This window comes from Neobacillus niacini (assembly GCF_000759675.1).
In the GTDB taxonomy this organism is placed as follows: Bacteria; Bacillota; Bacilli; order Bacillales; family Cytobacillaceae; genus Neobacillus; species Neobacillus niacini_A.
The window spans coordinates 37,968-52,512 of record NZ_BAWM01000092.1; the positions used below are offsets into that span (position 1 = coordinate 37,968).

Below are 14,545 nucleotides of genomic sequence, written 5' to 3' on the forward strand. Positions count from 1 at the left end.
AAGGTTTTGCAGTGTTTTGTTTTTTAGAGATGTTAGTTTAATATGGTTACCTTTAATTGTTTTCTACCAAAATTGATGGCATCTTGTTTAGAAGGAATAAAGACATCAATTTTATTTCCTTTAATGGCTCCACCGGTATCTCCAGCAATTGCTTCGCCATAGCCTTCAACATAAACTTTACTTCCCAGCGGTATAACAGATGGGTCAACTGAAATGACCTTTTGATTTGGGTTTTCTAATAGGTTAATTCCAGTAGCCGTAATACCTGAGCAGCCTTCACATGAAGCTGTATAGGCTGTTGCTTCCACTATAATTTCCTTTGAACTTGTATTACTAGGTGCCGCAGCTTCTACTGCAGGTGCACTTTCAGTTGGAGCAGGAGCTTCTGCATCGGGCGCACTTTCAGTTGGAGCTGGTGCTACAGGCTGTTTTGGTTGTTCTGATAAAACAATATTAGTAGTTTTTAAACCTTCAAAGATTAATAGATTTAATCCAGGATGGATGAGATCAGTATGTAATTGATTCCATTCCTTAAGTTGTGATACTGTTACCTGATGATTCATGGCTATGTCCCATAATGTGTCACCTTTTATAACCGTATAACGTATTTCAGGAGCGACGGTAAGTACATCCCCAGGGTGAATAAGGTCTGACGTAAGATTATTTAACTTTTGGAAATTTTCTAATGACATGTTGTTTGCGCGAGATAAGGCCCAAAGGGTATCCCCTTTTTGTACAGTAATACTTGCAGCTTGTACATTAGCACTTACAGTTACTGAGAGTACAGCAACTGCTAAAATTGATATAATTTTCTTAAGCATTCTTTTACCCTCCATGTTCTTTGGTTGCTAATTTTTAATAATCGTAACATAGAATTTTCTGAGAAAAAGAACAAGTAGGTGTTAATTCGTTTACATCCGTGGCATTTATATTGCGATAATATTTCTGAAATAATCTAGTAATCAGAAATCAATGAAACTTTTTAAACTGTAAAGTATTATCCTAAAGTTAGGAGATTCACTATGCACATTATTAAAAAAGAAGAAATTGATAGAATGAATGAAACCTTTAGAGTGGAACTCTCTAACCGATCTATGAATTATCAGCGATACCCATACTTTTGAAAGTAGCAAGGGACTGTTAAATAGGATAAACAGGTACCACCCTATTTAAACAGTGCCTGACTCCCTCTTTCTTTAATCGTATCAAAAGAGTTATTATAATTTTTAATGAAACTGCGATATCATTTGCGGCTTTTTGGGGCATTCGCTTTATCGGACAATAAGAGGTTAGGGGTGACTGGATTGAACGATCCATTGTCAGATTTTCAACTATCATTTCAACATATTGATTTACTCGTTCCAAGGGTAAATAAAGGGATCCAATTTATCCTTGTCATAAATGGTGAATTGAAAATAGAAACGTCTAGTCGTTTTTATCATTTGGAAGAAAAGGATTTGCTTGTGATTAATCGTAATCAGCTTTACCAGGTTCAGGGTAGTGAAAATAATAGGGTCATGCTATTAACCATTTCGGATGCCTTCATGGATTTTCATTACGCAGACTATCGAAATCGGCGATTTGAATGCTATTCAAGAGAAATTGATTTGGGAAGAGAGGACATGATTCTTTCGATTCGTAAGCTGCTGGCCAATGTGATGATTAGTTATTATCGACAAGATGAAAGCTATCGAATTGAGGTTAAAAGTTATATCTGTCAAATGTTACTTATCCTGATTCGAGGTTTTAAAGAAGAAGGAAGTGTCCTAGAGAAAATGGATACTGGCGATCTTCGTTTATCGCAAATCATTGACTATATGGAAAAAAACTATGACCAGATGATTACATTAGAGGGGATTGCAAAGGAATTTTTCCTGTCTACAGGCTATCTGTCCCGATATTTTAAACAGAAAACGGGAATGGGATTTAGTCGTTTTTTAATGAATATCAGGCTTACGCATAGTATGAAGGATTTGCTTTACACGACTGACTCGATTTCGCAAATCGCTATGAATAATGGCTTTCCCAATACAAAGTCATTTTCAACCTTTTTTAAAGAAGTGTATGGTGTGACCCCGCATGTATATCGAGACAAACATTATGTAAAAAAAGAAGATTCCGTTCAAAGCTATAGCAAGGAAGATGCTTCAGATTTTATCCGCTCACCTGAAATTGTAGCAAAATTAAGCAGCATGATTTTAGATGATCAAAAATCTTATTCCCATATTGAGACAAGGTATGAAAAGCTGCCGTTAAATCTGTCCCAACCTGTGACAATGAATTTAAATTGTCCTGATCACATTCTTGAAATTGGAGAAATTATTGAATTATTAAAGGAAGATGTACGATCTCAGGTACTCGACGTGAAAAGGGATTTGCAGTTACGTTATATCGGAGTTCGTCATCTTTTTAGCAATACAGCCATCCCTCCAGAGGTGGAAACAGATGAAGAGATTCCGACAACTTCTCCGTATTTTACTATTGATAGTGCATTGGAATTCATGAATCAGCATGATTTATCTTTGTTTGTCCGGTCCGATTATATGGATATCTCTCGAAATGAAGAATCATACTTTATAAAGCTCTCTCAGTTCATCAAACATTGCTTGCAGCTGTACGGAGAATCGTTTGTGAAACAATGGCATGTGATGTTTTACGAACCTTATTACACTGGAGTCGAAGCAAAAGAACTTCAGAGGGTTTATTTAAAGCTGCACAAAGTATTGAAAACGATAATCCCTTCGATTCAGGTAGGTGTATATATGCCTTTTTCGTTCGGCAAAGAAAAGGCAAGTGATCATCATGCATGGCAGCTTGAACATGGAGCGTCTATTGATTTTATCGGTTATAACGCTAACCAAAATGAGGTCATTGATTTTAAAGAAATGGCGGATACCAAATTCGATTTAGCAAAGGATTATATTAAGGAAAAAACGGATAAGATGAAGCGGTATTTAAAAAGCAACCATTTAGAAAAACCCCTTCATCTCGTATCATGGAACACGTTGTCTGGCAATACCCGGTATACGAACGGAACTTTTTTTCGAGGAGCATTAGTCTTGAAAAATGTTTTAGATATTGCCAATGACGTGAAAACAGTTGCTCTCTGGATCAATACCATCGTCCATGAAGAAGTAGGAAAAGATAAGCGTTATCGGATGGATGGCGTCGAATTATTCCACTATTTAAACGGAAAACGCCCTGCTTATTTTGCGTTGATGTTTTTAAAACGTCTGCATGGTGAGATTGTTGCACATGGCAAGGATTACGTGATGACACAGAATGAGCGGGGATATCAATTGATTCTGATGAATAGTACGATCATCAATCCATATTTTTCTGTTGAAGAGACATTTCTTCAAAAACTCAATAAGGAAATTCACGTAACGATTTCTGGAATGCCGAAAGGGGAATATCAAATACGCAAGCACGTGTTTGATAAAAATCATGGAGCATTGTATACAAAATGGTGGAGTTTAAACAGTAAGCATGGCATGGATGCTGAAATGATTGATTATATTATCAATTCCAGCAGACCTTCTTTAGAGATTTTTGACGAATCGATTGAAGAGGATTGGTCATTTTATACCTATCTAACCAGTAATGCGATTCACTTTTTTGATATCCGGAAAACCTATAGATAATACCAAAAGGGTCTGACCCCATTACTCCTAAACTTTGGAGGCGGTGGGTCGGACCTTTTATTCGTTGTAAGGGTAAAAATCAACCGTATAATTTTTACCTCAACAAACAGCAGGTTAATAAATTTACATATTGTCTGATTGATTTGCATCAAATATGACTCTCTTAACAATAAGTTTATTCTTATAATTATCGTATAGAAACACAACAAAGGGTTCCTGAGTTTTATTATGGCGAGTGCTTTTGACTAATGTTATTCGGTTAGAAGCATTCTAACTATATCAAGGACCTATTAAAATATAGGAGGCAAATCATGGAGACAAGTTATAAAGGTACAGATAAGATGATCACAGGGATTGTGTTCGGGGTTATCACATTTTGGCTTTTTGCACAAGCAATGGTCAATGTGGTCCCGGCCGTTCAAAAAGATTTGGGGATTACATCTGGGACATTGAATATAGCCATCAGCTTAACAGCTTTATTCTCCGGAATGTTTATCGTAGCTGCTGGAGGGATCGCAGATAAAATTGGTCGCAAAAAAATTACCTATCTTGGATTAATTTTAAGCGTTATCGGTTCTCTTTGCCTAGTATTAGCGCAAGGATCGACATTGTTAATTATCGGACGTATCATTCAAGGACTTTCCGCAGCTTGTATTATGCCAGCAACGATTGCCCTAATGAAAGCTTACTTTGATGGAAAAGACAGACAACGTGCTCTTAGTTACTGGTCCATTGGATCTTGGGGCGGTTCAGGGGTATGTTCGTTTGCAGGTGGTGCCATTGCAACGTATATGGGATGGAGATGGATCTTTATCTTCTCTATTATCTTTGCTCTTCTTGCCATGTGGCTGATTAAAGATACACCTGAAAGCAAAGCAGAAGGAACCGGGAAGTTTAAATTCGATTATAGTGGTTTAGCGATCTTTATCGTCACCATGATCGCATTAAACGTTTTTATTACTTTCGGTGGCGACTTAGGCTGGACAAGCCCAACTTCCATCATCTCTGCCATTGTTACCATTATTGGAGCTTTTGTCTTCTTCAAAGTTGAAAAAAGGAAAAAGATCGCCCTGATTGATTTCTCTTTATTTAAAAATAAACCTTACGCTGGTGCCACATACTCTAACTTTTTGTTAAACGCGATAGCCGGAACGCTCGTTGTTGCAAATACGTATGTTCAAGTAGGTCGAGGATTCACAGCATTTCAATCAGGGATGCTATCCATTGGATACTTAGTAGTGGTGCTCGCCATGATTCGTGTCGGAGAGAAAATCCTGCAAAGAGTAGGTGCGAAATTACCAATGGTCTGGGGCGCTATTATCACTACGGTTGGTGTAGCCATTATGGGTTTAACCTTCTTGCCTGATTTTACTTATACCGTTGTAGTATTCATAGGGTTTGTCTTATTCGGTCTTGGACTTGGGGTATATGCAACACCATCTACAGATACATCTGTATCCAATGCACCATCCAATAAAGTGGGTGAAGCAGCAGGGGTCTATAAAATGGCAAGTTCACTCGGTAGTGCAATCGGTGTTGCCATTTCAGCAACGGTGTATAGTTCAGTTGCAGCAGCTGGAAGTGTAGCGACGGCTGCATCAGTAGGGATTATCGTAAACGTTATTTTTGGGATACTTTCTATTCTTTCGATTATTGTCATGGTTCCTAAGGATGCAGGAAAACCTTCAGAGGCTCCATCGACAAAAACCAGACGTACACCAACACCAACACCAACTGGAAGTCACTAATTAAAAGAGATCAAGTATCGATTAAGTCGAATTCAGCCCATTTTTATCATACGGCAGAGAATGGAAGTATATATTCTTTGCCATCAAAAGGGGAGACGAAAATATGAAAAGCGAATTATTGAGCATGCTAGAGTCACGAAAAGAAGAAATCATTAAAATCCGCCGCCATTTACATGAAAATCCTGAGGTATCATTTAAAGAGGAGAAAACGGCTCAGTATATTACGGATTTTTATAAAGGGAAAGATGTTGACATTCAAACGAATGTTGGGAATGGTTATGGCATTGTCGTAACGATTAAAGGTGGAAAACCCGGAAAAACAATTGGGCTACGCGCTGATTTTGATGCCCTTCCCATTGTAGAAGAAACGGATGTACCATTTAAATCAAAAAATGATGGAGTCATGCATGCGTGTGGACATGATGGACATACGGCTTACATGTTAGTTTTAGCTGATTGCTTAATCCAATTAAAAGACTCCATTCCAGGTACGATCAAAATCATTCATCAACATGCCGAGGAAGTTCCGCCAGGTGGAGCAAAAAGTATTGTCGAGTCTGGGTTGATTGATGATTTAGATGCGGTATATGGCATTCATTTGTTGCCAATGGGACCTGCGGGAACAGTAGGTTATCATGCTGGGTTTTCCTTCAATGGACGAGCATACATGAAATTGAAGGTTCAAGGAAGAGGAGGACACGGTTCCTCTCCGCATCTAGCGAACGATGCCATTGTGGCTGCGGCACATTTTGTTACGGCTGCTCAAACCATCGTTAGCCGGAGATTAAGTCCTTTCGATGTGGGTGTTATTACGATCGGATCTTTTGATGGAAAAGGTACATTCAACGTGATCAAGGACAGCGTTGAACTTGAAGGCGATATTCGCTATATGACTGTAGAAACAAAAGAAACGATTGAGAAAGAAGTTAAACGGATTGTAAGAGGAATTGAAGAAGAATTTGGCGTAACCTGTGAGCTTACGTATACTCCAGATTATCCACCTTTATACAATAACCCTGAGCTTACAGCAAAGGTTGCAGAAAGTTTACGAAGCATGAATGATCAAGATATAAAAGAAGTGAAAGAATTTCCTGCATTGTCTCCTTCCGAAGACTTTGCTTATTATGCTGAAAAATTCCCTGCTTGCTTCTTTTATATCGCATGTACGCCAAAAGGGGTAGAAAAACCTTACTTCAATCATCATCCAAAATTTGATATCGATGAAGATGCACTCCTAGTGGCTGCCAAAGCGGTTGGTCAGGTTGTTTGCAGTTATTATGAATTAAACTAAAAGAAAAAAGGATTGTAGCAACTTTGCACCATCCTTTTTATGAGGAATAAATAAGAAGTAATACTTAGAAAACTCGGTCAATAGCAGCGTCTCCTTTCATACTGGGGACTGCAAGCTACAACCGAGTTTTTTGTCTTACTATGAAGCGGACCTCGTGTGATACCAGTTATAGAAATTACCTGCTTCTTCTTTAGAAACTCCATATAATTCACTCTCATGTAGTGGTTTCGCCTTATTTGTAAAAACAAGGGTAGCGACACCAAATTTCCGTTGCAGCCAGGAGTGCTTTACGGTGATCTGTTGTATTCGTTCACGGTGGGTGACAAAGGTTTCATTTGTAAATCCACCTTTTCTAATTTGGACGGTCTTTCCATGACGAATATAGCTTGTGAACCAGTAGTCCAGAATACGAGAGAGAATCGAAAGTCCAAAGACAATGGCAGCCACCCATAGCCACTCTCTTTTAAAAATCATCAATCCGATTATCACCAAAATCGTTAAATAATAGGGTTGAATAAGTTTAAGCCATAGGACTTTAAATGGAAATCGATTCATATTTTCTTCAATATGATAGTGGGGCAGCATGATTTGTAAAATTCGATAAGCCTCATGCTTGGGCATAAAGGGATATAATGAACTCGTTTCCTGACCTTTATCATCTCCTGCGCTGAGTAGCTTTATGGACGCTAATCCAAGTAAACGCTTAAGAATGCTTTGTTCAACGATCACCGCTTGTACCCTGTGTTTTGGAATAGAGAAGCTGATAAAATTCCCGATCCCTTTTTCAATATAAATTCGCTCACTATCATCACTGATCACGTAATTTCCATACTTCACGGAGGTTTTTATGAACCCAATCCCAACAGATAAGGCTAGCGCTAAGACAAAGAGAACAATCAACATCCACCAATGGATTAATAAGTAATCCAGAGCATTTTCTGCTGTTTCTTCGATTTGAAAAAAATCTGCCAGATTGAAATAAACCGCAGTTAATAAAGGAAAGATGGCCAAGAAGCTAAGTGATGTAAAGGACGCCTTAACCAAATCCTTTTTAGTTGAATGAAAATGAATCGTACGCTTTGAGGATTTTCCTTCTTCCACTGCCTCTATAGAAACTTCCCTTCGTTCCAAGGTAAGAAGGATTTGTTGTTTCTCTTTTTCAGTAATGACTGGAAAATTGAATCTGGCATTTTCTCCACTTGTACCGGTTTCAAGCGTGAGGGAGGTTAGTCCAAACCACCGGTGAACAAAAGTAGCGTTCGATACTTGGTTATGGATACGGTCTAGAGCGACGCTGCGTTGTTTTTTAACGTAAACACCTTCATAAACAACAATGGAATTCCCAACGATTTCGTATCGATGAAAGTACCATTTTAAGATAATGGAAAAAATCGTGCAGACGGAGGCGATTAAGAAAAGGTAACGTCCCCAAATCACCCAGGTCGCCGTGGAGGTTGCTTTTAAAATAAATAAAAAGAGAAAAAATCCAATAGAGCCTTTTAAGAATGATACTAGCTCAACCGCAATGAAAGCGGGGTGGTACCGTTTTACACCATCGGTCATGCGCCTTTTTCTCCTTCCGCTAAATCTTCATCTTTTAATTTTGCATATACAGCGATTTGTGCCTTTAGTTTTTTTGCTTCTTCGGATGGAATGGCAGGAATGATATGGTTGGAAGCTGTGGTCCCAATTTCAATGTTGTACAATCCGTAGCGTCTCATAATAGGACCTTGTTCTGTTCGAACATATTCTACTTTTTCCATCGGTATTAAGGTGTGCTTTTCTTGCCATTTCCCATGTTTCAACTGAACGAATTGTTGATTGATATTATACCTCCAGGTGTTTTGTAGGTAAGTTGGTTCAATGAAAATGGAAAAAATGGCTGATACAACGAATAGTCCGCTAAGAAAATAAAGGACAATACCGATCCAACCATACCAGCCAAACTTTTCTGAACATAAGACCAGAACAGCAATAATCAGGATTGCTGACAGGTGTCCAATGGTATTTGACATTCTCCACACTTTCATTGCGTCATTTGAAATTGTTTCTGTTGGTTCCTCAATATTTATGTACATCACTTTCACCTCATCTAATTCATACGAGGATAGGAGTCAGATAGTTTCACTTTTCGACATTTGCGATGGGAATTTTTTTACAAATTATAGATTGTTCAACTTACAATCTCTCTGATGTCACAAAAGGGTCAGACCCCGCTATATGTTTGAGATAGTGGGGTCAGACCCTTTGTTTTATAGATGATAAAAAGAATTTTTTTAGAAAGGTTAGGCGTTATTTCTAAAATCCTGAATACTATATAACTCCTTGAAGTCAGGCCAACTCATTTTTCGTTTCAAATGTTCACGGAAAGAATGCCTGTGTTTTTCAATACTATAAGCAATAAACAAGCATAAAGACCTATAAATAAATCCCTTAATAAGTAATAATATCCTATCTTCAGAAAATATAGAAAATGAGATAATAGTTTTTGAGCAAGCGTTTGCACAAAGAAGCACTTGCTCAAAAATCGTTCAAAAAGGGGATGGATGGATGAGTAGAAAATCGAGGAAGATCGTAAGTTTCATAGCACTTTTCTTTTTATTTATGCAAACGCTTGCAGGAGTTGGGTTTATAAACCCAAACGAAACAAAAGCAGCTGAAAGGGTGGTAACGCTAGTCGGCAGCTTACAGGATGAGCTTGGTGGTTCGGGTGAATGGAATCCAGCTGACTTTGCTACAAGAATGACACTTCAGGAAAATGGGAAGTACAAGCTGACGGGCACGCTTCCTGCAGGAAACTATGAATATAAAATTGCGATTAATGGTTCATGGGATGAAAACTATGGAGTAAATGGGGTTTCTGGGGGTGATAATTATATGTTGTCTCTTGATCAGGAAAAACAAGTCACGTTTATTTACGATGATATTACGCATAAAGTTTCTGTTCCGATGGAGCTGCCAGATGACCAGAAGCCAAGGATTGTGGGAGATATCCAACCTGAGCTGAATGCTGGTGGAGAGTGGGCGCCAGGTGAATCAACTGCGATATTAAAGGATGAAGACCTCGACAATATTTACACCTATACCGCACAAGTACCGAAAGGAAAACATGAATTTAAGCTTGTTCTTGGGAACAACTGGGATGCTCCCGCGTATCCAGCGGATAATTTTGTTCTAAATGTCGTAAAAGACACGATGGTTACATTCTTTTATAACCATGATACAAAGGAAGTGTACACCGATTATGATTCAGGTTTGCCAGATGGCAATGTCCAAGGAGATAAGCTGTTTCATAATACTTGGGATCCAGCTTACAGATCACCATTCGGGGCAGTAAAGACAGGGGATACGGTTAAGCTTCGTCTTCAAGCGAAGAAGGGCGATTTAACCGCTGCAAAGGTTCAGTTGAAAAACTACAGCACTGGTAATACCATCATGGTGGAAATGGAATATGCCGGATGGGTTGAGATAGATGCTACACCTGTAGAGTTTTGGGAAGCAGATATAAAACCGGAAGAAAAGGGCGTTTACGGATATAAGTTTATTGCGCGTGACGGAGAATCTCAGAAGGAATACGGTGAAGACATTAATGAAGGTGGAAATGGGACAACTTCTGATGCTAATGCGTCTCTATTCCAATTAACGGTTTTTGATCCAGCGTACAAAACGCCAGATTGGATGAAGGAAGCGGTTGTGTATCAGATTTTTCCGGATCGCTTTTTCAATGGAAATAAAAAGAATGACGATGCAAAAGATACAGCACGCGGCGAAGAGCCAATCGAACATCAAGAATGGAGCGAGCTTCCGGACAACCCGCGTGAAGCCACTTCCGAAGGCTATCATGGAGATGAAATTTGGTCCAATGATTTCTTCGGTGGTGACATTGCTGGTGTTCAAAAGAAACTCGATTACATTCAATCTTTAGGTGTCAACACACTCTATCTAAACCCAATCGCTTATGCATCTTCGAACCATAAGTACGATGCGACAGACTACAAGGAAATCGACCCAATGTTTGGTTCTCCAAAAGAATTTAAAGCTTTCACAAAAGAACTAAAGAAACGGAAAATGCATTTAATTTTAGACGGCGTATTTAACCATGTCGGTGACGATTCCATCTACTTTGACCGTTATGGAAAATATGAAACGGTTGGTGCTTATGAATACTGGTCAGCCATTTATGACCTCGTTAATATAGGAGTAACAGAAGAAGAGGCTAAGAAACAAGTAGAAGAAAAATTAAAGGAAGAGGGACAAACCTTTAGCCCATATGGTTTCCACAACTGGTTTAACATTGAAAATGTGAAGGTTGAAGGTGTTTATAAATACCAGGCATGGTGGGGCTTCGATTCATTGCCAGAAATCAAATCGATTCCTGGAGAAGCGGTGGATTACTCATCAGAGTTGAATAATAAGCAGTTTGCTAACTACATGATGTATGATGACGATTCTGTTGCCAAAACATGGCTGGATCGGGGTGCAACAGGCTGGCGTTTAGATGTTGCGAACGAGGTTGACACTGAATTTTGGCGCGAATTCCGTAATGAGCTTAAGACCGGAAAGAAAGATGAACCGCTGATTCTAGGTGAAATCTGGGATGATGCTTCTGAATATTTCCTTGGCGACTTATATGATTCGGTTATGAATTACCGATTCCGCGGTGCTCTTATCGATTACCTGAAGAACGGAAATGCCGAAGGGGCAGAAAATCAGTTGAATGCGGTATACGAAGATTATCCGAAAGAAGCATTTTACTCCCTTATGAACTTAATGGGCTCTCATGACACTCCTCGCGCAGCATTTGTGTTAGGTAATGGAACCGACTCCTTTGAACGTGCAGAGTACGATAAAAATTACAACCATCAAATCGGAATTCAGCGCTTAAAACTTGCGGCGATTCTGCAAATGGGTTATGCGGGTGCGCCGACTGTTTATTACGGTGATGAAGCGGGTGTTACAGGGTCGAAGGACCCCGATGACCGCAGAACGTATCCTTGGGGTAACGAGGACACCGATCTTGTAAAACATTATCAATCGATTGGAAAAGTAAGAAACACCTATCATGACCTTTTCAGTTACGGTGATTTAAACCATCTTTATGCAAAAGGCGATGTTCTTGCTTTCTCCCGATCAGACAAAAAGAACTTTGCGGTTGTTTTAACAAACAGAGGCACTGAAGAACAAACGATTGAGCTTGAACTAGAAGATTTATTGATTAATGGTGTGAAATTAACAGACCAGCTTGATAGAAAGTTCACAACTGTATCAAAAGATGGAAAGCTTTCAGTCACGGTTCCAGCGATGAGCGGCCGTATGCTTGTGTCTGATAAAGGTCAAAATCTGAAACGTCCGGCTGCCGTAACAGGATTAACTATTGATGAAGGTAGTCACTCAGCAACTTTAAAGTGGGAAGGCGATGCCGCTAAGTATGCCATTTATCAAACAACGATATCTGGAGCATTTTATAAAAAAGTAACGGAGACGTCTGCGAATACGGTAACCATCGATGGTTTAGATAATGGCCGGAACTATTATTTTGCCGTTGCTGCTTTGGATAAAAACGGGAATGATTCAAATAAAACAGCAACAAAGAATGCGGTTATTCCACATGTTGAGTTAACGGATGGAAATTACCAGATTACGAACGTAACCGCACTTGAAACGGGCATCATTGACCTTTCGAAGCCACAAACCGTTACTGCTAATATCTTTGTACAAGGTGAAACAGAAACAGATCAAATGGAAGGCTTACAGGCAAAGCTCGAGGTAAAACAACCTGGTAATGAAAACTGGACTATCTATAAGTCTTCTTATATTAATCAACAGGAAACCGCAAATGTCTTTAGTGCCAATTTCCTTCCATTAAAAGAAGGGAACTATGAATATCGTTTTGCTTTTTCAACTGACCTTGGTCGAAACTGGGTCACGAGTGAAACGCAGGAGGTAAGTTTTACAAAAGGGGAAGATACCACAGCTCCAGCTGAAAAAGTAACGTTGGAACAGCCTGAGCAGGAATCTGGACAGGTCAATCTTTCATGGAAAGTAGAAGGAGCAAATGATCCATATGTGATTGCCATTGTCCGCGATGGTGATATTCTCGATATGTTGTTTGATACAACACAGCAAACTTACAAAGATATCAATGTTTCGAACGGAAAATTGTATTCGTACGAAGTGCACGTGTATGATCAGGCTGGTAATATTGTAAAATCAAACTCTGGTACGGTGACGCCTGAACTTATAACTGTTAAGGTAACCTTTAAAGTCAACGCACCAGCGTACACTCCACAAGGAATCAACATAACGATGCCAGGATCAAAAAACGGCTGGAATACGGGCGCATGGGAGATGACACGCGGCGGCGCCGTCACAAATGATTATGAGTACACAATCGAAGCACAGGAAGGTGAAGTGCTTACTTACAAATACGTCAAAAATGGTTCTTGGGAGCAAGAAGGTTTAGCAGACCACACTCCGTCGAACCCAAATGATGATGACGTGAGCTATTATGGTTACGGAGCAACGGGAACCGACCTTTCGATCATCGTAACAAATCAAGGTGGTAACCAAATGGTTGTTCAAGATAAAATCCTCCGATGGATTGATATGCCAGTGGTTGTGACTTCTCATACGGATGGGCAAAGTGTCGCAGCGGACAGTATCATCCTTCAGGGGAACGCGATTAAAGAAGGTGTCCTTACCATTAATGGAGAGGCCGTAACCGTCAATGACGACATGACATTCTCCCGTAATATCAAGCTAAATCAAGGAGAAAACAAAATAACTATCCATATTGAGCCATCAACAGAGAACCAATCAACCATCTTTAAAAATGATGGCGGTGCCATTGGCAAAGCTACGAAAAACATGGAATTGTCGATTTTTAGAAATTAATTTTATGAAAAAAACCTTACTTCGTCATAATCGGAAGTAAGGTTTTTTTGAAAAGGACTTATGGAGTATATTAATTTCGAATTAGATAATCGAATGCACCTAAAGCAGCTGTGGCACCAGATCCATTTGGCAGACTGTAAAGACGCTTGCAGGACGGAATCTGCTTTTAATTCTGCTGCAAATTCTAGAACGGCAGTGACGCTGAGCGCCTTATTCGATGTAATGGACATGGAATTTAATCTATTATTTCAACTCTACTGTATATGAAAACTTATCACCTCTAGCGATAGAAGCAGTATATTCAATAATGGAATCGTGCTCATAGGTTGTACGCTCAAGCATGAGGCTTGGGGTATTTTCAATTATTTGAAGATATTCAGCTTCAATCGATCGTGTGGATACTGCTTTGAACGTTTCCCTCGCCCTGGTAATTGTTACTTTATAAGATTCACGGAAAATTTCATACATCGGCTTATTTTCTAACTGATTTTTTGTTAAATTTTCAAAACGAGAGACTGGGAGGTAAGAAGTTTCATAAAGCATTGGTTCATCATCTGCTAATCGCAGCCTGGTCACTTTATATAAATCTGAATTTTCTGATAGGTTCATTTTTTTTGCAATGTTATCCTCACAAATAATTTGTTCGAAGGAGAGTATTTGGGTAGAAGGTTTTTTTCTTGCTCTCTTCATTTCTTCGGTAAAACTATAAAATTGGACTAGGCTTTGATTATATATTTTGGGAGAGACAAAGCTTCCCTTCCCATGTACTTTATAAATATATCCATCCCGTTCTAAAGATTGCATGGTTTGACGGACTGTGGTCCGGCTAACATTATATAAGTCACAGAGTTCTCTTTCAGATGGCAGCTTTTCATACTCTTTCAGTTCTCCAAGTTCAATTTTTTCGAGGAGGGTATCCATCAATTGAAAATATAGGGGTAATCTCGGATCTTTAATCATCATATATT

The 14,545-nt window shown here is 39.2% G+C and carries 9 protein-coding genes and 1 pseudogene; 4 read left to right on the top strand and 6 right to left on the bottom strand.

The window, feature by feature from the left end:
• Positions 1-32 precede the first annotated feature (32 nt).
• A complete protein-coding gene (locus TR08_RS21805) occupies positions 33-821 on the bottom strand; it encodes a LysM peptidoglycan-binding and 3D domain-containing protein (RefSeq protein WP_045521845.1) in 789 nt (262 codons plus the stop codon).
• Between the two features lie 483 nt (positions 822-1,304).
• Here TR08_RS21805 and TR08_RS21810 point away from each other — a divergent pair, with 483 nt between their 5' ends.
• The 3 genes from TR08_RS21810 to TR08_RS21820 all read left to right on the top strand — a co-directional run bounded on the left by TR08_RS21810 (position 1,305) and on the right by TR08_RS21820 (position 6,683).
• Positions 1,305-3,644, top strand: coding sequence for a helix-turn-helix domain-containing protein (locus TR08_RS21810; protein ID WP_045521857.1), 2,340 nt, complete (start codon positions 1,305-1,307; stop codon positions 3,642-3,644).
• Between the two features lie 311 nt (positions 3,645-3,955).
• On the top strand, positions 3,956-5,392 hold the full coding sequence (locus tag TR08_RS21815; protein WP_045521846.1) for an MFS transporter: 1,437 nt from the start codon (positions 3,956-3,958) through the stop codon (positions 5,390-5,392).
• A 103-nt stretch (positions 5,393-5,495) separates the two neighbouring features.
• Positions 5,496-6,683: an amidohydrolase gene (locus TR08_RS21820; protein ID WP_045521847.1), complete on the top strand. Its 1,188-nt coding sequence runs from the start codon at positions 5,496-5,498 to the stop codon at positions 6,681-6,683.
• A gap of 138 nt (positions 6,684-6,821) precedes the next feature.
• Here the strand turns inward: TR08_RS21820 and TR08_RS21825 are convergent, their stop codons facing one another.
• The 3 genes from TR08_RS21825 to TR08_RS34045 form a co-directional block, all read right to left on the bottom strand.
• Positions 6,822-8,246: a PH domain-containing protein gene (locus TR08_RS21825; RefSeq protein WP_045521848.1), complete on the bottom strand. Its 1,425-nt coding sequence runs from the start codon at positions 8,244-8,246 to the stop codon at positions 6,822-6,824.
• On the bottom strand, positions 8,243-8,761 hold the full coding sequence (locus tag TR08_RS21830) for a PH domain-containing protein (protein WP_045521849.1): 519 nt from the start codon (positions 8,759-8,761) through the stop codon (positions 8,243-8,245). The genes TR08_RS21825 and TR08_RS21830 overlap by 4 nt, the downstream gene beginning before the upstream one ends.
• A 207-nt stretch (positions 8,762-8,968) precedes the next feature.
• Complete coding sequence (locus tag TR08_RS34045) at positions 8,969-9,199, bottom strand: DUF2535 family protein (protein ID WP_370576386.1); 231 nt, start codon at positions 9,197-9,199, stop codon at positions 8,969-8,971.
• Between the two features lie 34 nt (positions 9,200-9,233).
• Between TR08_RS34045 and TR08_RS21835 the strand changes: the two genes are divergently transcribed.
• A complete protein-coding gene (locus TR08_RS21835; RefSeq protein WP_052427566.1) occupies positions 9,234-13,577 on the top strand; it encodes an alpha-amylase family glycosyl hydrolase in 4,344 nt (1,447 codons plus the stop codon).
• 124 nt (positions 13,578-13,701) lie between these two features.
• Here the strand turns inward: TR08_RS21835 and TR08_RS34050 are convergent.
• Positions 13,702-13,768: pseudogene (locus TR08_RS34050) on the bottom strand (hypothetical protein); the annotation flags it as partial.
• A 52-nt stretch (positions 13,769-13,820) separates the two neighbouring features.
• Positions 13,821-14,537 (bottom strand): GntR family transcriptional regulator, encoded by a 717-nt coding sequence (locus TR08_RS21840; RefSeq protein WP_045521850.1) that lies wholly within the window; start codon positions 14,535-14,537, stop codon positions 13,821-13,823.
• Between the last annotated feature and the right edge of the window lie 8 nt (positions 14,538-14,545).

What these genes read in the sequence shown, in the direction of transcription:
- TR08_RS21805 (WP_045521845.1), bottom strand. Translation starts at nt 821, where the DNA reads ATGCTTAAGAAAATTATATCAATTTTAGCAGTTGCTGTACTCTCAGTA.
- TR08_RS21815 (WP_045521846.1), top strand. Translation starts at nt 3,956, where the DNA reads ATGGAGACAAGTTATAAAGGTACAGATAAGATGATCACAGGGATTGTG.
- TR08_RS21820 (WP_045521847.1), top strand. Translation starts at nt 5,496, where the DNA reads ATGAAAAGCGAATTATTGAGCATGCTAGAGTCACGAAAAGAAGAAATC.
- TR08_RS21825 (WP_045521848.1), bottom strand. Translation starts at nt 8,246, where the DNA reads ATGACCGATGGTGTAAAACGGTACCACCCCGCTTTCATTGCGGTTGAG.
- TR08_RS21830 (WP_045521849.1), bottom strand. Translation starts at nt 8,761, where the DNA reads ATGTACATAAATATTGAGGAACCAACAGAAACAATTTCAAATGACGCA.
- TR08_RS21835 (WP_052427566.1), top strand. Translation starts at nt 9,234, where the DNA reads ATGAGTAGAAAATCGAGGAAGATCGTAAGTTTCATAGCACTTTTCTTT.
- TR08_RS21840 (WP_045521850.1), bottom strand. Translation starts at nt 14,537, where the DNA reads ATGATTAAAGATCCGAGATTACCCCTATATTTTCAATTGATGGATACC.